23 protein-coding genes and 3 tRNA genes are annotated in these 20862 nt (G+C 73.1%); 12 read left to right on the top strand and 14 right to left on the bottom strand.

Annotation, left to right across the window (positions count from 1 at the left end; all coding sequences use genetic code 11):
- Positions 1-3: 3 nt before the first annotated feature.
- From ACGFMP_RS02110 to ACGFMP_RS02145, 8 genes are all read left to right on the top strand, one after another.
- The gene (locus ACGFMP_RS02110; RefSeq protein WP_393670341.1) at positions 4-165 is read left to right on the top strand and encodes a hypothetical protein; all 162 of its coding nucleotides are present in this window, start codon (positions 4-6) and stop codon (positions 163-165) included.
- Between the two features lie 253 nt (positions 166-418).
- Positions 419-958, top strand: a complete 540-nt coding sequence (locus ACGFMP_RS02115; RefSeq protein ID WP_393669688.1) for a hypothetical protein — start codon at positions 419-421, stop codon at positions 956-958.
- An 83-nt stretch (positions 959-1041) separates the two neighbouring features.
- Positions 1042-1479: a nucleoside deaminase gene (locus ACGFMP_RS02120; protein ID WP_393669689.1), complete on the top strand. Its 438-nt coding sequence runs from the start codon at positions 1042-1044 to the stop codon at positions 1477-1479.
- Between the two features lie 41 nt (positions 1480-1520).
- Positions 1521-1610: transfer RNA gene (locus ACGFMP_RS02125), tRNA-Ser, on the top strand.
- A 218-nt stretch (positions 1611-1828) separates the two neighbouring features.
- Positions 1829-1993 carry a hypothetical protein gene (locus tag ACGFMP_RS02130; protein ID WP_393669690.1) on the top strand — a complete coding sequence of 55 codons (165 nt, stop codon included), beginning with the start codon at positions 1829-1831 and terminating at the stop codon, positions 1991-1993.
- Positions 1994-2017: 24 nt separating this feature from the next.
- Positions 2018-2311 carry a Dabb family protein gene (locus ACGFMP_RS02135; protein WP_393669691.1) on the top strand — a complete coding sequence of 98 codons (294 nt, stop codon included), beginning with the start codon at positions 2018-2020 and terminating at the stop codon, positions 2309-2311.
- 190 nt (positions 2312-2501) lie between these two features.
- Entirely contained in the window at positions 2502-3323 is an 822-nt protein-coding gene (locus ACGFMP_RS02140; RefSeq protein ID WP_393669692.1) for an RNA polymerase sigma factor SigF, read from the top strand.
- A gap of 166 nt (positions 3324-3489) precedes the next feature.
- On the top strand, positions 3490-4326 hold the full coding sequence (locus ACGFMP_RS02145) for an RNA polymerase sigma factor SigF (protein WP_393669693.1): 837 nt from the start codon (positions 3490-3492) through the stop codon (positions 4324-4326).
- Positions 4327-4354: 28 nt separating this feature from the next.
- Here ACGFMP_RS02145 and ACGFMP_RS02150 read toward each other — a convergent pair whose 3' ends face one another.
- A complete protein-coding gene (locus ACGFMP_RS02150) occupies positions 4355-4543 on the bottom strand; it encodes a hypothetical protein (protein ID WP_393669694.1) in 189 nt (62 codons plus the stop codon).
- Positions 4544-4828: 285 nt separating this feature from the next.
- Here ACGFMP_RS02150 and ACGFMP_RS02155 point away from each other — a divergent pair, with 285 nt between their 5' ends.
- Together ACGFMP_RS02155 and ACGFMP_RS02160 are read left to right on the top strand one after the other, a co-directional pair.
- The gene (locus ACGFMP_RS02155) at positions 4829-6361 is read left to right on the top strand and encodes an MDR family MFS transporter (protein WP_393670296.1); all 1533 of its coding nucleotides are present in this window, start codon (positions 4829-4831) and stop codon (positions 6359-6361) included.
- A 211-nt stretch (positions 6362-6572) separates the two neighbouring features.
- Positions 6573-7034, top strand: a complete 462-nt coding sequence (locus ACGFMP_RS02160; RefSeq protein WP_393669696.1) for a PPOX class F420-dependent oxidoreductase — start codon at positions 6573-6575, stop codon at positions 7032-7034.
- Between the two features lie 165 nt (positions 7035-7199).
- Here the strand turns inward: ACGFMP_RS02160 and ACGFMP_RS02165 are convergent, their stop codons facing one another.
- From ACGFMP_RS02165 to ACGFMP_RS02210, 10 genes are all read right to left on the bottom strand, one after another.
- Positions 7200-9326: an ArnT family glycosyltransferase gene (locus ACGFMP_RS02165; RefSeq protein ID WP_393669697.1), complete on the bottom strand. Its 2127-nt coding sequence runs from the start codon at positions 9324-9326 to the stop codon at positions 7200-7202.
- Complete coding sequence (locus ACGFMP_RS02170; protein ID WP_393669699.1) at positions 9323-10603, bottom strand: glycosyltransferase; 1281 nt, start codon at positions 10601-10603, stop codon at positions 9323-9325. The genes ACGFMP_RS02165 and ACGFMP_RS02170 overlap by 4 nt, the downstream gene beginning before the upstream one ends.
- A gap of 25 nt (positions 10604-10628) precedes the next feature.
- On the bottom strand, positions 10629-12233 hold the full coding sequence (locus ACGFMP_RS02175; protein ID WP_393669700.1) for a sensor histidine kinase: 1605 nt from the start codon (positions 12231-12233) through the stop codon (positions 10629-10631).
- Positions 12230-13021, bottom strand: a complete 792-nt coding sequence (locus tag ACGFMP_RS02180; protein ID WP_393669701.1) for a response regulator transcription factor — start codon at positions 13019-13021, stop codon at positions 12230-12232. Before ACGFMP_RS02180 ends, ACGFMP_RS02175 begins: the two co-directional genes overlap by 4 nt.
- Before the next feature lie 375 nt (positions 13022-13396).
- Positions 13397-13543: a hypothetical protein gene (locus tag ACGFMP_RS02185; protein WP_393669702.1), complete on the bottom strand. Its 147-nt coding sequence runs from the start codon at positions 13541-13543 to the stop codon at positions 13397-13399.
- Positions 13540-14292 (bottom strand): phosphotransferase, encoded by a 753-nt coding sequence (locus ACGFMP_RS02190; RefSeq protein ID WP_393669703.1) that lies wholly within the window; start codon positions 14290-14292, stop codon positions 13540-13542. The genes ACGFMP_RS02185 and ACGFMP_RS02190 overlap by 4 nt, the downstream gene beginning before the upstream one ends.
- A gap of 459 nt (positions 14293-14751) precedes the next feature.
- The gene (locus ACGFMP_RS02195; RefSeq protein WP_393669704.1) at positions 14752-15636 is read right to left on the bottom strand and encodes a PhzF family phenazine biosynthesis protein; all 885 of its coding nucleotides are present in this window, start codon (positions 15634-15636) and stop codon (positions 14752-14754) included.
- Positions 15637-15785: 149 nt separating this feature from the next.
- Entirely contained in the window at positions 15786-16451 is a 666-nt protein-coding gene (locus tag ACGFMP_RS02200) for a histone deacetylase (protein ID WP_393669705.1), read from the bottom strand.
- 232 nt (positions 16452-16683) lie between these two features.
- Entirely contained in the window at positions 16684-17220 is a 537-nt protein-coding gene (locus tag ACGFMP_RS02205; RefSeq protein WP_393669706.1) for a GNAT family N-acetyltransferase, read from the bottom strand.
- 59 nt (positions 17221-17279) lie between these two features.
- Positions 17280-18221 carry a phosphotransferase family protein gene (locus ACGFMP_RS02210; RefSeq protein ID WP_393669708.1) on the bottom strand — a complete coding sequence of 314 codons (942 nt, stop codon included), beginning with the start codon at positions 18219-18221 and terminating at the stop codon, positions 17280-17282.
- Between the two features lie 263 nt (positions 18222-18484).
- Here ACGFMP_RS02210 and ACGFMP_RS02215 point away from each other — a divergent pair, with 263 nt between their 5' ends.
- Positions 18485-18961: a hypothetical protein gene (locus ACGFMP_RS02215; protein ID WP_393669709.1), complete on the top strand. Its 477-nt coding sequence runs from the start codon at positions 18485-18487 to the stop codon at positions 18959-18961.
- 295 nt (positions 18962-19256) lie between these two features.
- Here the strand turns inward: ACGFMP_RS02215 and ACGFMP_RS02220 are convergent, their stop codons facing one another.
- The 3 genes from ACGFMP_RS02220 to ACGFMP_RS02230 all read right to left on the bottom strand — a co-directional run bounded on the left by ACGFMP_RS02220 (position 19257) and on the right by ACGFMP_RS02230 (position 19745).
- A complete protein-coding gene (locus tag ACGFMP_RS02220) occupies positions 19257-19358 on the bottom strand; it encodes a hypothetical protein (RefSeq protein WP_393670297.1) in 102 nt (33 codons plus the stop codon).
- A gap of 63 nt (positions 19359-19421) precedes the next feature.
- A tRNA-Arg gene (locus ACGFMP_RS02225) sits at positions 19422-19494 on the bottom strand.
- A 157-nt stretch (positions 19495-19651) separates the two neighbouring features.
- Positions 19652-19745, bottom strand: a tRNA-Ser gene (locus ACGFMP_RS02230).
- Between the two features lie 213 nt (positions 19746-19958).
- Between ACGFMP_RS02230 and ACGFMP_RS02235 the strand changes: the two genes are divergently transcribed.
- Positions 19959-20540, top strand: a complete 582-nt coding sequence (locus ACGFMP_RS02235) for an SSI family serine proteinase inhibitor (protein WP_393669710.1) — start codon at positions 19959-19961, stop codon at positions 20538-20540.
- Positions 20541-20862 lie beyond the last annotated feature (322 nt).

The raw sequence follows: 20862 nt of genomic DNA on the forward strand, positions 1-20862 counted from the left end.
CCCATGGCGGACCACGACGACCGAGATCTGGAACGCCGCCGCAAGCGGGCCTCGTTCCTCAAGGAGCTGAACGAAGCCAAGGAGCTCCGCGACCGGGTGCAGCCCCGCAGGGCCCGTGCGGCACGGATGCGCCAGCAGATGCGGATGCGGACATTCCGCTGGTGAAGACCGTGCCCTTCCGGGCGCGACCGGTGAGCACAGCGTGACCCCATGGTGACCTCAGAGTGACCTCCGCACCCCCACAATGGCCGTACAAGATCGCCGAATCTCGCAGAAGTGACGAAGACCTGGCACGTCGCAGTGCCGAAGACCTCTCGCGACGCCCTGGTTTCTGCCACGATGCCGATGGGCGGGGCCGACAGAAGTCGAAAGCGGCCCCACCCGGTCCGGACGGCCTGAGACCAGTGGGAGAGTCACGGTGTACTTCGCCGCACTGCTCGCGCGCACCGAGGACGGTTGGCACGCGAGCGAACCCGATCTCGACAATGTGGAAACCCTCGCCGATCTGAGCGATCTGGCCCGCGCGGCCGGCGACGAGGAGGAAACGGTTCTGGTCTTCATCGAGCAGGAGGACGCCTGGTTCGGCGTCATCCGTGTCGACGGTGAAGAGGATCCCAGGATCTACGTGTCCGACGCGGCAGCCGCCGCCCGCAGCTCGTACGGAGAGATCCTGCTCACGGACGAGGTGCTGGGCCGCGACCCGGAGGACCTCGATGACCTGGTCGACCTCGATGGCACCGAGGACGGCGAGACCGACGACGACGAGGACGCCGTGGCGGGCCCCTCGGAAGACCATGTGCCGGCCGGCCCGCTCGGCGAGACCGATCTGCTGGCGGACCTCGGGATGAGCACCAAGGAGCTGCTGGCACTCAGCGGCGACGGCGCGCTCACCGGTGAGGCGCTCGGCGAGATCGCCGACGCGCTGGGCTGTGCCGACGTACTGGAGGCGGTCCGCTGACAGCACACCCACCGGCACCGGAGCCTCCGCCAGGGGACGCGGCGCGGCCGGCCGACCCGGTACGCGACCCGTGGGCCGCCGCCATGCGGCTGGCCCTGGCGGAGGCGGAGCACGCCCCGCTCACCGGCGACGTCCCGGTGGGCGCGGTCGTGCTGTCCGCGGACGGTACGACCGTGCTCGCCCGCGCCCGCAACGAGCGCGAGGCCACCGGCGACCCGACCGCCCACGCCGAGGTGCTGGCCATCCGCAGGGCCGCCGCGGCCACCGGCCAGTGGCGGCTGACCGGTTGCACCCTGGTGGTCACCCTCGAACCCTGCACGATGTGCGCGGGCGCCATCGTGCTGTCCCGCCTCGACCGCGTCGTCTACGCGGCCACCGACCCGAAGGCCGGTGCGGCCGGCTCCCTGTGGGACCTCGTCCGCGACCGGCGCCTCAACCACCGCCCCGAGGTCATCGCCGGCGTCCTCCCCGACCCCGCCGGCGCCCTCCTCACCGGCTTCTTCAGGACAGCCGCCCCGTAAGGATTTCGACCCACCCCCCGCGGTGGGCTAGGATCTGTCTCGGTAGCGTGTCCGAGCGGCCTAAGGAGCACGCCTCGAAAGCGTGTGAGGGGGCAACTCCTCCGTGGGTTCAAATCCCACCGCTACCGCCATGAGCAGTCCGAACGCCCGTCCCACCGCATGCGGTGGGACGGGCGTTCGTCGTTTCCCGCAGGCGCGCACGAGGGCCGCAGGGCCCGCGCCGGGGCGGCCCCTTCATTCGATCAATGCCCTGGACTGCCCACCTGGTTGCACCGGCTGATGGATACACTTCGTTGATTGCACACTTGTGACCGTTGGTGCGTTGCCGCGGCTGGGGAGGGCAAGGAGCATGGCGCAGGCGAGGAAGTTCGCCACCTACGGACTGGTGATCTTCATTCTCTACACGATCATCAACCAGCCCGCCCGGGCGGCCGATCTTGTGCAAGTAGGCTTCGTGGGGATATCGAACGCGGCCAAGAGCATCGGGCAGTTCATGCACGACCTGGTCAACTAGCACGTCAGCGAGGCGAGGGGTCCGATGATCCGGCATCTGGTGCTGTTCAAGCTCAACGAGGGCGTCTCGCGGGACGAGCCGCGGGTGGTCGAGGGGGCGCGCGGGTTCGCGGAGCTCGGCGCGCTGGTGCCCGAGGTCGAGTCCTGGGAGTGCGGCTGGAATGTCACCGACCGCCCGATCGCCTACGACTACGCGATCAACTCCTCGGTCGCGGACACCGGCGCGCTGGTGCGGTATCTGGAGCATCCGGCGCACCAGGCGGCCGTCGCGCCCTGGGCCGAATTCGCCACCTGGGTGATCGCGGACTACGAGATCTGACCCGTAGGCACGCTCTTCGGTGCGCCCCCCGCCGGTCCGGCGGGGGGCTTCTTCGTGCCCTGGACCGCCCGGTGGAGCGCTCCGGTTGTACAACACGGCAATATGCGGTGCTTGCGCACGCTGCACATGAATTGTGATGCTATGACCGCTTTCGCCGGATGAGTCGACCGATGTGGGGTGTGATGTGCCGGTGCCGGCCCGTACGGCGTCAACGACCTATCCCCGCGGCAGGACCCGTACCCCCAGCACCAACGCGGCGGACGCACGGGCACTCACGCAGGTGCTTTTCGATCAGATCCGCACACTGGAGCCCGGCACACCCGAGCACACCCGGGTCAGGGCCGCGCTGATCGAGGTCAACCTGCCCCTGGTGCGGTACGCGGCGGCGCGCTTCCGCAGCCGCAACGAGCCGATGGAGGACGTGGTCCAGGTCGGCACGATCGGGCTGATCAACGCCATCGACCGCTTCGACCCCGAACGCGGGGTGCAGTTCCCGACCTTCGCGATGCCGACCGTGGTCGGCGAGATCAAGCGCTACTTCCGCGACAACGTGCGGACCGTGCACGTGCCGCGCCGGCTGCACGAGCTGTGGGTGCAGGTCAGCGGCGCGATCGAGGACCTGACCGTGCTGCACGGCAGATCGCCCACCACCGCCGAGATCGCCGAGCGGCTGAAGCTGTCGGAGGACGAGGTGCTGGCCTGCCTGGAGGCGGGCCGGGCCTACCACGCGACCTCGCTGGAGGCCGCGCAGGAGGGCGACGGGGCTCCCGGGCTGCTGGACCGGCTCGGCTACGAGGACCCGGCGCTGTCCGGCGTCGAGCACCGCGACCTGGTCCGGCACCTTCTCGTGCAGCTTCCCGAGCGCGAGCGCCGGATCCTGCTGCTGCGCTACTTCGGCAACCTGACGCAGTCCCAGATCAGCGCCGAGCTGGGGGTTTCCCAGATGCACGTGTCCCGGCTGCTGTCACGCAGCTTCGCCCGCCTGAGGTCCGCAAACCAGCTCGAAGCGTAACCGAAACGGATTAAGCCACCTGCGCAGATATGTCGACTTGGCGCTACAGCGTGTTGCCGACATGTGACATTCTGCGGATACCGCGTTTGTCGCGAGCGCACCTCCGGTATTCCAGTGGAGGAACAACGTCGCTCGCGACACCCGTCCGCGACCTCAAGGGGGTGGCATGTCCGTACAGGTGGGCAGTCCCAAGGTGCTCCGTACCACCGATGCACCGCACGATGCTCTTCACGGCGAGGCCATCGACACCCGTACGCTGTCCCGCTCGCTCTTCCTGCGCCTTGCGGAAGTGCCGGTGGACAGCCCGGAACGCACCTACGTACGCGACACGCTGATCGAGCTGAATCTTCCGCTCGTGCGCTACGCCGCGGCCCGCTTCCGCAGCCGCAACGAGCCGATGGAGGACATCGTCCAGGTCGGCACGATCGGCCTGATCAAGGCGATCGACCGCTTCGACTGCGAGCGCGGGGTGGAATTCCCCACCTTCGCGATGCCGACCATCGTCGGCGAGGTGAAGCGCTTCTTCCGCGACACCTCCTGGTCGGTCCGGGTACCGCGGCGGCTCCAGGAGCTGCGGCTGGCCCTCACCAAGGCCAGCGACGAGCTGTCCCAGCGGCTCGACCGCTCGCCGACCGTGGCGGAACTCGCCGTGTGCCTCGGCGTGTCCGAGGAGGACGTGGTCGACGGCCTGGCGGTCGGCAACGCCTACACGGCCAGCTCGCTCGACTCCCCGCCGCCCGAGGACGACGGCGGCGAGGGCACCCTGGCCGACCGGCTCGGGTACGAGGACGCGGCGCTCGAAGGCGTCGAGTACCGCGAGTCGCTCAAGCCGCTGCTGGCCCAACTGCCGCCGCGCGAGCGCCAGATCATCATGCTGCGCTTCTTCGCGAACATGACGCAATCGCAGATCGGCGAGGAGGTCGGCATCTCCCAGATGCACGTCTCCCGGCTGCTGACCCGCACGCTGGCCCAGCTGCGTGAGGGTCTGACCGCGGAGAGTTGAGGACGGGACGGAGTGGTCGGGGCACGCCCTACTTCACGGCGAGTACGACCACTCCGACAATGACGACCACCGCGATGACCAGGCCGATGATCAGTCCGGTCCTGGGTCGGGCCTGGGCGCGCTGCACCTCGGCGGGCGGCGGCTGCTCGTCGACGAAGGCGCGGAACATCTGAGTGCTGCCGGCCGGGTCGTAGTTGTTCTCAGGGTTGTTCGACATGCCGCCTGACCCTAGCGTGTCGGCGGAATCCACCGCACCCCCCGCAGGCCCCTCATCTGCGGCTGATCCCGCACGTCTGCCCACCGGCGGCCATCCGTGGCGTGCGCCACAGCGGATCCACAGCGCTTGCCGTATACAACCATCTCGTCTTATGGTTGCTTCAGGCAATTAAGTGGAGGCCTGATGGCGACCCCGTCGACCCGGAGCGACGCGCTCCCCGACCACACCGGCAAGCCCGGAACGACAGCGGACACCGCCCCGCCCGGGGCCGCGGGCGATGCCCCGATGTCGCACCGGCAGATCATGGAAGCCCTCTCCGGGCTGCTGCTCGGGCTCTTCGTGGCGATCCTGTCGTCCACCATCGTCTCCAACGCGCTGCCACGGATCCTCGCGGACATCGGCGGCGGCCAGAGCGCGTACACCTGGGTCGTCACCGCCTCACTGCTCGCCGTCACGGCCACCACCCCGATCTGGGGCAAGCTCTCCGACCTGTTCAGCAAGAAGCTGCTGATCCAGCTGGCATTGGTGATCTACGTCGCCGGCTCCGTCGTGGCCGGCTTCTCGACCAGCCCCGGCATGCTCATCGGCTGCCGGCTGATCCAGGGCGTCGGCGCGGGCGGCCTGTCCGCGCTCACCCAGGTGATCATGGCCGCGATGATCTCGCCCCGCGAGCGCGGCCGCTACAGCGGCTACCTCGGCGCCACCTTCGCCGTCGCCACCGTCGGCGGCCCGCTGGTCGGCGGCGTCATCGTCGACTCCGCGCTCGGCTGGCGCTGGTGCTTCTACGTCGGCGTGCCCTTCGCCGTCATCGCGCTGATCGTGCTCCAGAAGACGCTGCACCTGCCGGTGGTCAGGCGGAAGGTCACGATCGACTGGGCGGGCGCCTTCTTCATCACCGCGGCCGTGTCGCTGCTGATGGTCTGGGTCTCGCTGGCCGGCCAGAGCTACGCCTGGCTGTCGTGGCAGTCCTCCGTGATGGTGCCCGCCGCGGTGCTGCTCGGCCTGGTCTTCATCCTCGTCGAGTCGCGGGCCGCGCAGCCGATCGTGCCGCTGCGGCTGTTCCGCAACAAGACCATCACCCTCACCTCGATCGCCAGCCTCTTCGTGGGCGTCGCGATGTTCGCCGGCACGGTCTTCCTGAGCCAGTACTTCCAGCTGGCGCGCGGCCGCACCCCCACCATGTCGGGCATCATGACGATCCCGCTGATCGCCGGGCTGTTCGTCGCCTCGACCGCCTCAGGCCAGATCATCACCCGCACCGGGCGCTGGAAGGCGTTCCTGGTCTCCGGCGGCCTGCTGCTCACCGCCGGGTCCGCGACCCTGGGCCTGATCCGCTACGACACCCCGTACTGGCAGGTCGCCGTCTACATGGCCCTGCTGGGCCTGGGCGTCGGCATGATGATGCAGAACCTGGTCCTCGCCGTGCAGAACCAGGTCTCCGCCGCCGACCTCGGCTCCGCCAGCTCCCTGGTGACCTTCTTCCGCTCACTCGGCGGCGCGGTCGGCGTCACCGCGCTCGGCGCGGTCCTCGGCAACCGCGTCACCCACTTCGTCTCCGACGGCCTGGCCTCGCTGCACGTCAAGGCCTCGGCCGGCGACAGCGGCGGCATCCCCGACGTCGCGACGCTGCCCGCGCCGGTCCGCGGTGTCGTCGAGAGCGCCTACGGGCACGCCATCGGCGACGTGTTCCTCTACGCGGCGCCCTTCGCGCTGCTGTCCTTCCTGCTGGTCGTCTTCGTCAAGGAGGTAGCCCTGCGCACCCGCAGCGGGTTGCAGCAGGCCGCCCCGGGCACGCAGACCACGGCCGCGCGGGAGTGACAGCCGCGCCTCGAAGCTCCCGTCCACCCGGCCTGCGCCCGTAGCGGAGAGGTCCAGGCAGGAGGTACGGGTGAGGGGTCCAGGCGGCGGCCGGAGCAGGGGACGGCCGAGGCCGCCGCCGGGACCCGCGCACACGCCCACGGGCGGCCGCCCCGCCGGATACCGGGACGCTCCCGGGACCCGCGCGGGCCGGCGACGTAGAGTGCGGGACATGGCTCCCAACATCGCCACGAACACCGCGGTATCGCGGGAAGAGCTCCTCGACTTCGTACGCCCCAGGCACCGGGCGATCCTCCTCACCACCCGCGCGGACGGCCGCCCGCAAGGCTCGCCGCTCACCTGCGGTGTGGACGACGCCGGCCGGATCGTCATCTCGACCTACCCGGAGCGGGCCAAGACGCGCAACGCGCGGCGGGACGACCGGGTCAGCGTCATCGTCCTGTCGGACGAGTGGAACGGGCCCTGGGTCCAGATCGACGGCACCGCCGAGGTGATCGACGTGCCGGAGTCCGTAGAGCCGCTGGTCGAGTACTTCCGCAACATCAGCGGCGAGCACCCGGACTGGGCGGAGTACCGCGAGGCGATGCTCCGCCAGGGCAAGTCCCTCATCCGCGTCACCCCGGAACGGTGGGGCCCGCTGGCCACCGGCGGCTTCCCCGCCAGGCTGGCGTAGCCGGGCGGGGGCGAGACCGTCCCGCCCCCTCTCCCGGCGCCGGGACCTTCCCGCCGGGTGGGGCCGGACGCCGGATCCCCGCGCCCTGGCGGGGCCCGCCCGCCAACGGCGGAGGACGGGCGCCACGGGAGGCGCGGGGAACGCGGGGAACGCGGGGGGGGTGGCCTACGACAGGTCGTAGACGGTCGTGGAGCCGACGGTCTTCGCGGTGTAGGTGGACTCGACCCACGACGTGATCTGGGAGGCGGTGCCGGAACCGCCCATGCCGCCGCCCATCGCGCCCCCCATTCCGCCGCCCGAGGCGATGAAGTAGTGGATGCGGCCCTCGGCCACGTCCTTCTTGAACTGGGCGAGCGTCGGAGACGGGTCGCTGCCGTTGAAGCCGCCGATCGCCATCACCGGCTTCCCGCCGGCCAGCTGGTAGCTGGCCTGGTTCTGCGAACCGACCGCTGCGGCCACCCACGTGTAGTGGCCGGCGTCGGCCTTGAGCAGCGACGTCATCGCCGGGCTGACCTGGGCGCCGTTCAGCAGGCCGCCCATGCCCCCGCCGGCCCCGCCGCCGCGGGCACCCGCGCCCGCGCCGCCGCCCTGGCCGCCGGCGAAACCGCCCTGGCCCCGCGCCTGGCCCTGCGTGCCCGCTCCCGGCGCGCCCTGGGTGCCGCCCGGCGCCCCCTGCGTCCCACCGGCGCCGGGGCCACCGGGGAACATCCCGGTGGGCGGCCCGCCGTTGCCGCCGCCCATGGCCCCGCGCGGGCCGCCGCCACCCCCGGGGAAACCGCCGGAGGAGACGGCCGGGCCCGCCGTCACGATCGAGCCCTGGTGCGGGGTGGCCACCGTGTCGAGGGTGTAGGCGGCGGGCCCGCCGAGGGCCGCCGCGAGACCGAGCACCGCCGCGCCGCGGGACACCGCGGCGAACCGCACGCAAGGAGCCGCCAGCAGGCCCACCGCGGCGGCGACACCGGCGGTCAGGACCGCGTACCGCAGCCAGGGGTGCCAGGAGGGGGAGCGGTCGAGCAGCACGTAGGAGACCGCCCCGGTGCCCGCGACGGTCGCGGCCAGCACCGCCGCGGCAAGGCGCGAGGTGCGGCGGCGCCACAGCAGGACCGCGCCCATGCCGGTGACCGCCGCGATGTAGGGGGCCAGCGCGATGTTGTAGTACTGGTGGAAGATCCCGGACATGAAGCTGAACGTCACGAAGGTGATGAGCAGCGAACCGCCCCACGCCAGGAAGGCGGCGCGCTCCAGGTCGGTGCGCCGGGCCCTGCGGGTGAACCACAGGCCCGCGAGCAGCAGCGCGAACGCGGCCGGCAGCAGCCAGGCGATCTGGCCGCCCATGTCGGAGCTGAAAAGCCGGCCGATGCCCGTCTCGCCCCACATGCCGCCGCCACCGCCGCCACCGCCGGGGCCGCCCCCGCCGCCGACGCTGCCGGTCTCGTTGCCGGTGATGCGGCCGAAGCCGTTGTAGCCGAAGGTCAGGCCGAGGAAGCTGTTGTCCTGCGAGCCGCCGATGTAGGGCCGCGAAGAGGCGGGCCACAGCTCGACGATCGCCACCCACCAGCCGCCGGCGAGCACCATCACACCGCCCGCGTAGAGGAGCTGGCGCAGCCTGCGGCCCACCCCCGTGGGCGCGCAGACCGCGTAGACGGCGGTCAGCGCGGGGACGATCAGCCAGGCCTGGAGCGTCTTCGTGAGGAAGGCCAGGCCCAGCAGCCCGCCCGCGGCCAGCAGCCACCTGGTGCGCGCGTCCTCGAGGGCGCGCTGCACGCTGTAGACGGTCGCGACCATGAGCAGCGCCAGCAGCGCGTCGGGATTGTTGAAGCGGAACATCAGTGCCGCCACCGGCGTCAGCGCCAGGACCGCACCTGCGATCAGCCCCGCGGCCGCCCCGAAGCGGCGGCGTACGGCCGCGTACAGCAGCGCCACGGTGCCGACGCCCATCAGCGCCTCGGGGACCAGGATCTGCCAGGAGCCGAGGCCGAAGAGCCGCACGGACAGCGCCATCGGCCACAGCGCGGCCGGGGGCTTGTCGACGGTGATGGCGTTGGCGGCGTCCGAGGACCCGAAGAAGAAGGCCTTCCAGCTCTCGCTGCCGGCCTGCACCGCCGCGGAGTAGAAGGAGTTGGCGTAGCCGGACGCCCCGAGGTCGTAGAGGTAGAGGACCAGGGCGCCCAGCAGCAGGGCGACCAGTGCGGGCCGCGCCCAGGCGGGCTCATCGGGTCGGCCGCGCCAGGCACGCCGCCCCGGCGACATGGGGGAGGCGCCTGCGGTCGGCGGGTGGGTCAGCGCGGTCATCGCGCACTCCTGTCGGATGGGGACGGCGTGGGGGCGGGCTCGGGGAAGACCCAGGCCCTGAAGAGCAGGAAGCGCAGCACCGTCGCCGCCAGGTTGGCCGCGACCAGCACCGCCAGCTCGCTGCCGTGCGAGGGCGTGGCGGTCGCGGTGTACAGGGCGGCCAGCGAACCGCTGGTCAGCGCGAGGCCGATGGCGAACACCACCAGGCCCTGCGCCTGGTGCCGCATCGCGCGGTCGCGGCCGCGCACCCCGAAGGTGAGCCGCCGGTTGGCAGCGGTGTTGCCGAGCGCGGACAGCAGCAGGGCGAGCGCGTTGGCCACCTGGGAGCCGGTGCCGAGCCGGAAGAGCGAGAAGAGCGCGAGGTAGACCAGGGTGCTCAGCACCCCGACCACGCAGAAGCCGACCAGCTGGCGGGCCAGTCCCGCGGGCACACCGGACAGTTCACGGTCCCGCGGGTCGTCGCCGAAGGGCCGTCCCAGCCGGTCGAGCGCCAACTGCCCGGTGGCCAGGGCCCGTCCGACCCGCCAGACGCCCCGCAGGTCGTCGCTCGCGGTCCGCACCAGGTCGACACTGCTGTCGGGGTCGTCGACCCAGTCGACCGGCACCTCGTGGATGCGCAGGCCCGCGCGCTCCGCGAGGACCAGCATCTCGGTGTCGAAGAACCAGCCGGTGTCCTCGACCATCGGCAGCAGCCGCTGCGCCACGTCCCCGCGGATCGCCTTGAACCCGCACTGGGCGTCGGAGAAGCGGGCGGCGAGCGAGCCGCGCAGGATGAGGTTGTAGGCCCGGGAGATGAACTCGCGCTTCGCGCCGCGCACCACCCGCGAGGAGCGGGCGAGCCGGGAGCCGATCGCCAGGTCGGAGTGCCCGGAGATCAGCGGGGCGACCAGCGGCAGCAGCGCGTTGAGGTCGGTGGAAAGGTCGACGTCCATGTAGGCGAGCACGGGCGCCTCGGACGCCGTCCACACCGTGCGCAGGGCCCGCCCGCGGCCCTTCTGCTCGAGCCGGAAGGAGACGACCTCGGGAAGTTCGTCGGCCAGCGAGCAGGCGACCGCCGGGGTCAGGTCGGTGCTGGCGTTGTCCGCGACGGTGATGCGGAAGGGGTAGGGGAATGTGCCCGACAGGTGCGCGTGCAGGCGGCGGACGCAAGTGCCCAGGTCGTCCTCCTCGTTGTACACGGGGATGACGACGTCCAGCACGGGGGTGCCGGCCGGGAGCGCCGCGGCCGTGACCGGCAGGTGCCGCCGGGCGGGCAGGTTGCCGAGTTCGGTTCGCATACGGCGACACTCGCCAACCGCCCTGTCACGACGTTGTGCTGAGGCTGGGGAGGGCCTGTGAGTGTGCGGAGGGCAGTGTGACGGTGAAGACGGTGCGCCCCGGCACGCTGGCCAGCGCGACCGTGCCGCCGTGCGCGGCCACCACGGACTGCACGATCGCCAGGCCGAGGCCCGTGCTGCCGCCCGCTTCCGCCGTACGCGCACGGGACGCGTCGCCGCGCGCGAAGCGCTCGAAGACCACGGCCTGGAGCCCGTCAGGGATGCCGGGGCCGTCGTCCTCCACCTGGAGCCTGACGCCCTCCGCGGTCTCCGCGGCCACCCGGGCGGTGACGGTGGTACCGGGCGGGGTGTGGGTACGTGCGTTGGCCAGCAGGTTGGTCAGCACCTGGTGCAGGCGCTGCGGGTCACCGTGCACGACGGCCGGGTCGTCCGGCAGGTCCAGCCGCCACACATGGTCGCCGCCGGCCGCCCTGGCGTCGCTCACGGCGTCGACGACCAGCGGGGACAGGTCGGTCGGCACCGGGGACAGCGGGCGGCCCGCGTCAAGCCGGGCCAGCAGCAGCAGGTCCTCGACCAGGGTCGTCATCCTGGCCGCCTCCGACTCGATACGGCCCAGGGCGTGCCTGGTGTCGCGGCCGACGGGCTCATGGCCGCGGCGCGTCAGCTCCGCGTAACCGCGGATCGAGGCGAGCGGGGTGCGCAGCTCGTGGCTGGCGTCGGCGACGAAGCGCCGGACCCGGGTCTCGCTCTCCTGCCGGGCGTGCAGGGCGGAACCGACATGCCCCAGCATGCGGTTGAGCGCGGCACCGACCTGCCCGACCTCGGTACGCGGGTCGGTGTCCGAGTCGGGGACCCGGTCGTGGAGCGCCACCTCGCCCCGGTCCAGGCGGAGTTCCGAGACCCGGGTGGCGGTCGCGGCGACCCGGCGCAGCGGGTGCAGGGCGATCCGCATCAGCGCGGCGCCCGCGAGCCCCGCGGCGACAAGGCCCGCAGCGGACACCGACACCTCGACCCACATCAGGGTCGACAGGGTGTCCTGGGTGCCCTTGGTGGACAGCCCGACCAGCACGGTGCTGCCGTCAGCCGAGGGCTGCGCGGCCTGCACCCGGTAGCCGCCGAGCCCCGGCACGTCGAGCGTGTGCGGGCTGCCGTCCAGCGGTACGCGGGCGAAGGCGGCCGCCTGCGCGGCGGTGAGCGGGTCCGCGACCAGGCCGCCGGTCCCTGTGGACCCGGTCGAACCCGTGGCGCTGACCGCGCTGACCGCGGCCTGGCCGACGCGGCCGGACGCGGTGACGACCGCTCCCACGGTCTCGCCGGGCTGGCCGCCGCCGATCAGGAAGTTCAGGGGTACGCCCTGCGGCCTGCCGTCGCGGGCCGCGCCCACGCCGGGGGCGCCGCCCGGCGCGCCCTCGGGGCCGTGCGGGCCTGACGCGCGCACCGCCAGGTCGTGCACCTTGGCGTCCAGCTGGCCGTAGAGGAAGTCGTGCAGCGCGAAGATGGTGACCGCGCCGATCACCGTGCAGACCACGGCGACCAGGGCCACGCAGGACGCGACGAGCCTGCGGCGCAGCGACCACGCGCCGGTGCTCCGCCCGCGGCGTAGGCGGATCCGCCGGCGCGGCAGGGTCACGCCGGGTCCCCCGGCTTGATCAGGTATCCCGCGCCCCGCCGGGTGTGGATCATCGGCGGGCGGCCGACGTCGATCTTGCGGCGGAGGTAGGAGATGTACAGCTCCACGACGTTGGCCTGGCCGCCGAAGTCGTACGACCACACGCGGTCCAGGATCTGCGCCTTGCTCAGCACCCGGCGCGGGTTGCGCATCAGGTAGCGCAGCAGCTCGAACTCGGTCGCGGTCAGGTGGATCCCGACGCCCCCGCGGCTGACCTCGTGGCTGTCCTCGTTCAGCACCAGGTCGCCGACCGTCAGCAGCGACTCGTTGCGCACCGCGGCGGCGCCGGAGCGGCGCAGCAGGCCGCGCAGCCGGGCGACGACCTCCTCCAGGCTGAACGGCTTGGTCACGTAGTCGTCACCGCCCGCCGTCAGCCCGGCTATCCGGTCCTCGACGGCGTCCTTCGCGGTCAGGAAGAGCACCGGCACGTCCGGGGTCTCCCGGCGCAGCCGCGCCAGCACCTCCAGGCCGTCCATGTCGGGCAGCATCACGTCGAGCACGACCGCGTCAGGCCGCGACTCGCGGGCGGCCCGCAGCGCGCTCGCCCCGTCCCCCTCGGTGCGCACCTGCCAGCCCTCGTAGCGCAGGGCCATCGACAGCAGGTCGGCCAGCGGGGTCTCGTCGTCCACGACGAGCACGCGCACCGGCGAGCCGTCGGGCCGCGCCAGGTCGGCGGCGGGTGCGGTGGCCGCGTGCCCTGCGGGCTTCGCGGCGGCGTGAGCGGCGTGAGCGGTGGGTGTCGTCGTCATGCGCACCAGCCTGTGCGCGGGCTATGAGAGCAGTCTTGGCCGATTCTGTGAATCGTCTGAGAATGCGCGGCGCGGGGCCTTGCGAACGGCTCGGGTCTCGCTCATGCCCCGCTCATGCCTCGGGGCGAGGCGGGGTTGCAGGGGCCCGGTGGGGCCGGCCCGGACCGGCGGCGTGTCCGGCGGCGGAGCTGCGGCGGACCCGGTCGGTGGGCGGGCGGCGTGTCCGGGCGACGTGTCCGGGCGACGGACCCGGGTGGTCTCGGGGGGTCATTCGTCGACGGCGGCCGCGCTGAGTGCCATGGCCAGGAAGGACCAGTCAGGGGCGGCCGGCGGCTCGACGCCCTGGTTGCGGTACCAGCCGTCGGAGGAACCGATTCAGGCCGCCAGGGCCTCCAGGTACCTCTCCAGCGTGACGTTCTCCCACGTCCCGCCGCGGGCGAGCAGGTCGGCCCGCAGGGCGCGCACGTACGCCGCCAGCGCGTCCTTGCCGTCGACACCGCCGGCGCTGCCCGGGTGCGTCATCGGCTGACTCCGCCCAGCCGGCGGTAGAAGGCGATCCGCTCCGGGTCGGGCGCGATGCCGTACGCGTCGTAGTACGTGTCGTCCCACCCGGGCCCGTAGTTGATGCCCAGGCTCCACGCACCGACGGCGAGGTCGGCCCAGCGGTCGGCGACCCCGAGCGCGCCCATGTCCACGTGGGCGGACCACGAACCGTTCTCGTCCAGCAGGGTGTTGGGGGCGCACGCGTCCCCGTGGCACACGACGAGCCGGTCGACCGTTGGGGCCGCGGGCAGATACCCGAGCTCAGGGGACGCCGCCCGCCGCCGCTCCACCGACCAGCTGAAGGGGCAGTCCTCGACCGGCAGCCGGTCGTGCAGCGCGCGCAGCCCCGCGCCCAGTGCCCGCACCGCGGTCTTCGGGTCCTCCTTCCAGCGCGGGCTCACCGCGCTGTCCCCCGGGAGCCCTTCGGTGATGAGCCAGTCGCCGTCGTCAGCCGGGTCGCCCCCGCCGCCGCCCATCCCGTGGTCCACGACCCGCGGCACCACCGTGTGGTCCGCGGCCCACCGCAGCCGCGCCACCTCCGCCCCGAGATCGAGACCGGATCCGGCCGGCGCCCACTTGGCGAACAGCCGGCCCTCCCCGTCCCCCAGCCGGAAGGTCACACCGCCCGAGGTGTTGACCCACACGGGCAGCACGGGCCGCCCACCCGCGCGTTCGGCGATCGGCCCCGGCACCCGTATCCCGCCCTGCGGCGGCCCTGAATAGTCCACCCCCGCATGCTCCCCGGCCCGTGCCGCACGGGGCGACCCGTTTTCCGGCGATGGGCGGGACCCGCCGGGCGCGGTCAGCGGGGACGCACCGCGTGCGGGTCAGCGAGACCCGCCGGGCGCGGTCAGCGGGGACGCACCGCGTGCGGGTCACCAGGGACCTACCGCGTGCGGGTCAGCGAGACCCCCGGGTGCGGGCCAGCGGGACCCACCGGGCGCGGTCAGCGGGGACCTACCGCGTGCGGGCCAGCGGGACCCACCGGGCGCGGTCAGCGGGGACCTACCGCGTGCGGGCCAGCGGGACCCGCCGGGCGCGGTCAGCGGGGACCTACCGCGTGCGGGTCAGCGGGACCCACCGGGCGCGGTCGGCTGGGACCTACAGCGTGCGGGTCAGCGGGACCCACCGGGCGCGGTCACCAGGGACCTACCGCGTGCTGGTCAGCGGGATCCACCGTGTGCGGGTCAGCCGGACCCGGCGGCCGCGACCGTCGCCGACCCGCCGACCCGGACGGACCCATCCTGCTCGGCGACCGCGGTGATCGTCGCGGGGACCCCCAGCGAGTCGCCCATGTCGACGGTGACACCGGCGATGCCGCGGCCGGCCAGGTGCGCCGCGAGGCAGGCCGTGCTGTTGGCGTTGGCGATGTCCTCGGGCACCCCGATGGACGGCGCGAACATCCGGGCGGCGAGCCGCCCGCCGGGCCCCGGCGGCGTGTGGACGTAGCAGCCCAGCAGTCCGAGCCGGTCGCAGGCGGCACGCAGCCGGCCCTGGTCCGGGGCGAGCGCGTCGAGCACCTCGCGGCCGGCCACCGGCAGCAGCAGGCGCGGCCGCCCGAGCGAGGCGACCCTGGCGCCGTGCAGGAAGCCGTCCCCTGCGGCCGGCCCGAAGGCCTCGCGTACGAGCGCGGCGGCGGCGTCCTCCGGTTCGCCCAATGCGACCCTTCCGGTGCGGAATTCGGGCAGCCAGGCGGCACCGTCCCTGACGGCCCTTCCGCCGAATGCGCGGCCGCCGACCCGCAGGGTGACCTCGTACTCCCGGCCGCCGCCCGCCCGTTCCGCCAGGAAGGCCAGCGCGGCCACCGTGCCGTGCCCGCAGGCCGGCAACTCCCCCTCGGCGGTGAAGAACCGCAGCGACGCCACCCGGCCCTCCCCGCGCTCCGGCTCCCCGGGCTCCCCTGGCTCCTCGGACACGAAGACCGCGTGGGACGCCCCCGCGAGCCGGGGCACCGCCGCCCGCTCGGCGTCGCCCGCCTCCACCTCGGCGAGCACGGCGGTCGGACTGCCGCCGCGCCCGTCCCGCCTGCACGCGTGGACGATCGTGACCGGGTGCCCGCGGAAGGAAGCCATGCCGCCATGCTGGCAGCCGGGCACGGAGCGGGTCGCGTCACCCCCGGCAGGCTGCCGGGCACGGGGCGAGCCGATCCGCCCCCGGCAGGCTGCCGACCCGCTGCACGCGGGCGGGCGCCAGGCACCGGCTGCGGGGTCAGCCGAGGACGTCAGGCGGCAGCCATCAACCGCCTGACGTCCTCGGCCGTCCAGTGGCCCTCCGCCCCCGGGCGCGACGCCAGGTAGCCGGCGATCCGGTCCGCGTCCCACGCACCCGCCTCGCCCAGGCCCGCGGCGATGAGCCGCACGTAGGGCGCGGACGGTGCCGTCCACTCCACGTCCGCCATGCGCCATGGCGCCGTGAAGGTGACCAGCGGGATGCCCTCGACCTCACCGGGACAGACGAGGGTGCCGTACCGCCCGGCCCGCACCTCCGCCCTGCCTTCGGCGAGCACCGCGGCCAGGTCGAGGTCACGCCCCGGCGCCTCGTACATCTCCTGCGCCGCGATGTCGGCGAACTGGCCGACGGTCACCAGGCGCGCCCGGCCCCACACGGTGCCGTCCGCGTCCGGGTCGTAGAAGGCCCGGCCGCCCTTCCACACCGGCGACATGGTCGCGAAGTACATCGCCCCCGGCAGCTCCACCGGCTCCGACCTGGCCGGCATGCGGGGATCGCGCGCACCGCCGTACGTACGGGAGCCGCCCGGCGGACATCCGCCCGCCAGGTAGCAGCGCAGCCGGTCGTCCGCCATGTTGGAGCCGTACGCCGCGTACCAGATCCGCTCCGTGGCGGGGAGCGGGCGGCCGCCGGCCCGTACACGCTGGGGACTGCTCAAGGTCGGCTCCGCGGAGGCCTCGTATCGGCTGGCGCGCCGGCCCGCGACCGGCGCGACCCGGATCGGGGCGACCCGCGCCCCGGCCCGGCTGCACCATCCGTACCAGGATCACGCCGCGAATACGCCCGCCGGCCACCGCTGCCGTGCGCGGGCGCCGCGCCGACGCCGCCACCGGGTGCGGGTCCGGGTGCGGGTCCGGGTGCGGGCGAGGGCGGACGGTGGGCGGACGCGCTCAGCGGGCGGCGGGTATCGCGCCGGAGCCGGTCGCGAGGTCGACCCGCCAGTCGTTGGACGTCATGATGTGGCCCTTCGGATACTCGAAGTCGACCAAGCCCAGTGGTTCGAACCCCGCCTTGCGGCACACCGCGTTCGACGCCGGGTGGTCCGCCCCCGGGAAGGCGTGCAGCCAGCGGTGCCCGCCGTCCGCCCGCGCCACCGCGATCACCTCCCTGGCCGCCTCCGCGGCCAGTCCCCGCCCCTGGAATTCCGGCAGCACCCCCCACCCGGTCTCCCACACCGTCCCGCCGCGCCACTCCCGCTCCCAGTAGCCGATCGAGCCGACGGTCTCCCCGCCGTCCGCCGACACGACCCGGAACATCCCCCCGACCTGCATGGCGACATAGCGCCGGTGCCGCGCGGCCAGCTGCTCCGCGCTCTCCGGCCCCCCGAGGTGCTCCGTCATCTCCGCCGCGTTGGCCCGCTCCAGCAGCCAGAAGTCCGCCTCGGCCCAGGCCACCAGCTCCACCTGCGCTGCACGTAGATCACCCATGACGCCACAGTAGGACAGGGGTACGACAACGGCCCTTCCGTGCTCAGCCGGTCAGCCAGTCAGCCGGTCAGCCGCCCGATGTCCTCCGCGATGCCGGGGAGCGGGTCCGGCCTCCCGGTGGCGGCGTAGAAGTCCCACAGCTCCAGCGCGTGGAAGAGCCGGTAGAGGGCGAGCCGCTCCTCCAGCCCGGCAGGCAGCGTCCCGTACCCCTCGAAGAACGCCGCTCGCTTGCCGCCGCTGCCGCGTATCGCGTAGTAGTCGGCCTTCGCCAGGTCCATCAGCGGGTCGGCGGCGAGAGCGTTCTCGACGTCGATGAACCCGGTGACGTCCCAGCCGCCGTCCGCCGCCCGCCCGACCAGGACGTTGCCCTCGTGGATGTCGTTGTGGCACAGCACCGGGCCCGTGCAGTGCGCGAACAGCCCGGAGCGCTCCGCCACGTGGGCGCGCATCGCCGCCAGCAGGGCCGGGTCGCCGCCGAGCCGCCCGAAGTCGTCGAGCTTGGTGGCGAACTGCCGCTCCATGTACGCCGTGTTGTCCGGCAGCGGGTCGATGATGCCGGTGGTCACGTATCCGTAGGCGTCCTGCCCTATGCGGTGCGTCCCGGCCAGCCACCCGCCGATCTGCCGGTAGATCCGCGCGACGTCCGTATCGCCGAGGCCGCCCTCCACCTCGGACAGCGGGCGCCCCTCGAGCAGCGTCATCACGGTGAAGCCGCCGCCCAGCGGCCCGCCGTCGCCGTCCTGGAGCAGCACTTCGGGGATCAGCCCGACCCCGTGCCGGGCCAGCATGCGGTAGACGTGCACTTCCTTCTGCTGCTTCCACCGCCACTGCGCCGCGTAGACCTTGACGATCAGCCCCGCGTCCGGCCCGCCGCACCGCACCGCGTAGACGTTGCTGACCGGCCCCCGGGTACGCCGCACGACCCCCAGCACCCGCACCCCCGGCCGCACCCGCCCGACCAGGCCCTCGACCCATCCGGGCTCCCCCTCATCCCCATCCACGCCGGGCACCCTAACGCGCCCCCGCCCGTGACGCCGCGCCTTTTCCGCCGGGGCGCACAACGCCAGAAGGGCCCTCGATCCAGGCACGTGTTCAGGGCATCCAGGGATCTCGGCGCCCACCGCAGTCGCTCACCCCCTGGTGGAGGGGAAAGGCAGCCGGCAGCGGGGACGTAAAGGAAGTTCGGAGTGGCGCCGGGGCTTCGGTTGTCACAGCACCGTCACGCCGCCCTCACGACTCCTCCCGGTGCGCCACGCTGGCCCGCATGCGTACTCGTATCGCCGCCGCCGCCCTCACCGCTGCCGCGCTCGCCACCGCCCTGACCTCCTGCTCCTCGTCCGGCGACGACGAGAAGGCCGCCCCGCCCGCCGGCAGCACCGCGGCCGGCCCCGCACCCGCCGCCGGCAAGCAAGACCCCGCCGCCGCCGACAAGGCAGCCCTCACCAAGTCGATCACCGACTACACCGCGCTCCTCTTCGAAGGCGACCCCGCCGGGTACGACTACCTGTCCGCCCGTTGCAAGATCGACATGACGAAGTACGCGTGGGCCGTCCTCGCGAAGAAGGGCCACCACGACTACGGCTCCCAGAAGGCGACGAACATCTCTGTGGACCAGTTGTCCGGTGACCTCGCCCGCGTCAGCTACGGCGCCGGGAACATCCCCGCGATGACCCGCAAAGGCCAGCCGTGGTCCCGCGAAGACGGCACGTGGCGCTGGGACGCCTGCCAGTCCACCAACTGACCAGCCCGCAGGCAGGGCGAGCCCGGGCGTCAGTCGCAAGGCAGCACGTAGCGCCCGGGCGAAGTGTGTTTTCACTTCGGCCCGGGCGCAGGTGCCCGGACACCGCCCGGTCGCCCGGCCGGCATCGTGGAGATGGTGAAGCTGTCGACCGCCCCGATCAGGGGTCCTCGGCCAGCCGCCGCGCAACACCCCAGTCCAGCAGACACGTTCGGGTGCCGACCCGAAGGCGGCCCGAGAGAGCTCTGGCAGAACAGGCCCCCGCATGATTGCGGGGGCCTCGTCACACCGGCACTCCTCAGTTCAGTGGGTACTCCTCGGGGAGGGGATCACGGACGAAAGCCACCCGCCGCGCCTCGCCGGCCCCGATCCGCGCGAAGTTCCGGCGAGCCTCGGTCAGGCTCGCCGCGGTACGGCACGAAAGAGGCCCGCTCCGAGATTCGGAGCGGGCCTCTCACCTGTGTGCACTCGGCAGGATTCGAACCTGCAACCTTCTGATCCGTAGTCAGATGCTCTATCCGTTGAGCTACGAGTGCTGGGCTGCTTCGCGGTGTTTTGGGCCGGTCGGCGGCTGCGAGGACAACATTACATGAGGTGCGGCGGGAGGTGAAATCGGTAAAGGAGCCGGGCGGGGGAGGGGCGGGGAACGAGGAAACCCCGCCGTCCAAGGGACGAGCGGGGCTCCGGAGGTGGTGGCGGAGGCGGAGGGATTTGAACCCTCGATGGACGGTAAAGCCCAAACCGCATTAGCAGTGCGGCGCCATAGACCGGACTAGGCGACGCCTCCTGGGTGCGACCCGGGTGAGCGGGCGCGTGTGGAGATGATGGCACAGCCCTGGGGGCCGCGACCAATCGCAGACTACGGTACAAGGCCGTCGGCGGGCGGGGCAAAGGGGTTGGCCCGGGCGGGTCGGGGACCGAGGGGCACGGAGCGGGGGCGGCGCGCCCACTGACGGGTGAAATGGGCGGGTTCCACCGCCTTCACGCGGTAGAGAGAGGCATGTCTCGCATCAGTCGCCGCAGCAGTCTCCCGGTCAGCCGTCGAGTGGGCCTCCAGATGGGCCTCAGGGTCCGCCCGGCCGTCCGACCTCCGTACGCCCCGCCCGGCTCGCGCCTGCGGGCCGGCCTCGTCGCCGCCGTCCTCGGGCTCACCGCGCTCGGTGCGCTGCCGGCGGCCGGCCCCGCCGGGGCTGTCGGGCTGCCGCGGCCGGGGGTCGTCGGCATCGGGGACCGGCTCGCCATCTCGTACGACGACGGCGCGGGCGGCACGGTGACCCGCATCCTGACCTGCGGTGACGTCGAGCAGACGGCCGAGCAGACGGGAGTGGAGGAGCAGGACGCCTGCCGGCGACTGGAGGAGCTGGGCGGCCCGCTGGCCCCCGTCCAGGCCGGGCAGATGTGCTCGATGATCTACGGCGGCCCGCAGACCGCCCACGTCACCGGCATGTGGCACGGCGTGCCCGTCGACGAGACGTACCGCAGGACCGACGGCTGCGAGGTCGCCCGCTGGAACCGCATGGTGCCGGCGCTCCCGTCGCCCACTCCCGGCACCGACGGCGGCCCGCACATCTTCGCCGCCTGAGCCGCGACCGGGCCGGGCTGGCCGAACCCGGACCCGGACCCGGACCCGGACCCGGACCGTAGGACCAGGCCCGCAGGACGCGGCCCGTAGGACTCGGCCCCGCAAGACCCGAGCCGGGCTCGGGACCCGATCCGCCCCGGGCCGACCCGGGCCGGGCTCCCGGCTCGGGAAACAGGCCCCGAGCCCGCCTCGCAGGCGCCCCACCATGCCCGTGACGCACACCACACAAACCCCGCACATATCCGAACCTCTATACGCACAGCTCCACATGGGCATCCGAAGCCGCGCTCGGGGCCTCGACCCGTACACTCGGTCTAGTGAC

Origin of the sequence: Streptomyces sp. NPDC049040 (assembly GCF_043197715.1) — a bacterium.
Classification (GTDB): Bacteria; Actinomycetota; Actinomycetes; order Streptomycetales; family Streptomycetaceae; genus Actinacidiphila.

Coding starts and splice junctions, on each gene's coding strand:
- ACGFMP_RS02110 (WP_393670341.1), top strand. CDS start 4: ATGGCGGACCACGACGACCGAGATCTGGAACGCCGCCGCAAGCGGGCC.
- ACGFMP_RS02120 (WP_393669689.1), top strand. CDS start 1,042: ATGCGGCTGGCCCTGGCGGAGGCGGAGCACGCCCCGCTCACCGGCGAC.
- ACGFMP_RS02130 (WP_393669690.1), top strand. CDS start 1,829: ATGGCGCAGGCGAGGAAGTTCGCCACCTACGGACTGGTGATCTTCATT.
- ACGFMP_RS02135 (WP_393669691.1), top strand. CDS start 2,018: ATGATCCGGCATCTGGTGCTGTTCAAGCTCAACGAGGGCGTCTCGCGG.
- ACGFMP_RS02145 (WP_393669693.1), top strand. CDS start 3,490: ATGTCCGTACAGGTGGGCAGTCCCAAGGTGCTCCGTACCACCGATGCA.
- ACGFMP_RS02150 (WP_393669694.1), bottom strand. CDS start 4,543: ATGTCGAACAACCCTGAGAACAACTACGACCCGGCCGGCAGCACTCAG.
- ACGFMP_RS02155 (WP_393670296.1), top strand. CDS start 4,829: ATGTCGCACCGGCAGATCATGGAAGCCCTCTCCGGGCTGCTGCTCGGG.
- ACGFMP_RS02160 (WP_393669696.1), top strand. CDS start 6,573: ATGGCTCCCAACATCGCCACGAACACCGCGGTATCGCGGGAAGAGCTC.
- ACGFMP_RS02165 (WP_393669697.1), bottom strand. CDS start 9,326: ATGACCGCGCTGACCCACCCGCCGACCGCAGGCGCCTCCCCCATGTCG.
- ACGFMP_RS02170 (WP_393669699.1), bottom strand. CDS start 10,603: ATGCGAACCGAACTCGGCAACCTGCCCGCCCGGCGGCACCTGCCGGTC.
- ACGFMP_RS02180 (WP_393669701.1), bottom strand. CDS start 13,021: ATGACGACGACACCCACCGCTCACGCCGCTCACGCCGCCGCGAAGCCC.
- ACGFMP_RS02185 (WP_393669702.1), bottom strand. CDS start 13,543: ATGACGCACCCGGGCAGCGCCGGCGGTGTCGACGGCAAGGACGCGCTG.
- ACGFMP_RS02195 (WP_393669704.1), bottom strand. CDS start 15,636: ATGGCTTCCTTCCGCGGGCACCCGGTCACGATCGTCCACGCGTGCAGG.
- ACGFMP_RS02205 (WP_393669706.1), bottom strand. CDS start 17,220: ATGGGTGATCTACGTGCAGCGCAGGTGGAGCTGGTGGCCTGGGCCGAG.
- ACGFMP_RS02215 (WP_393669709.1), top strand. CDS start 18,485: ATGCGTACTCGTATCGCCGCCGCCGCCCTCACCGCTGCCGCGCTCGCC.
- ACGFMP_RS02235 (WP_393669710.1), top strand. CDS start 19,959: ATGTCTCGCATCAGTCGCCGCAGCAGTCTCCCGGTCAGCCGTCGAGTG.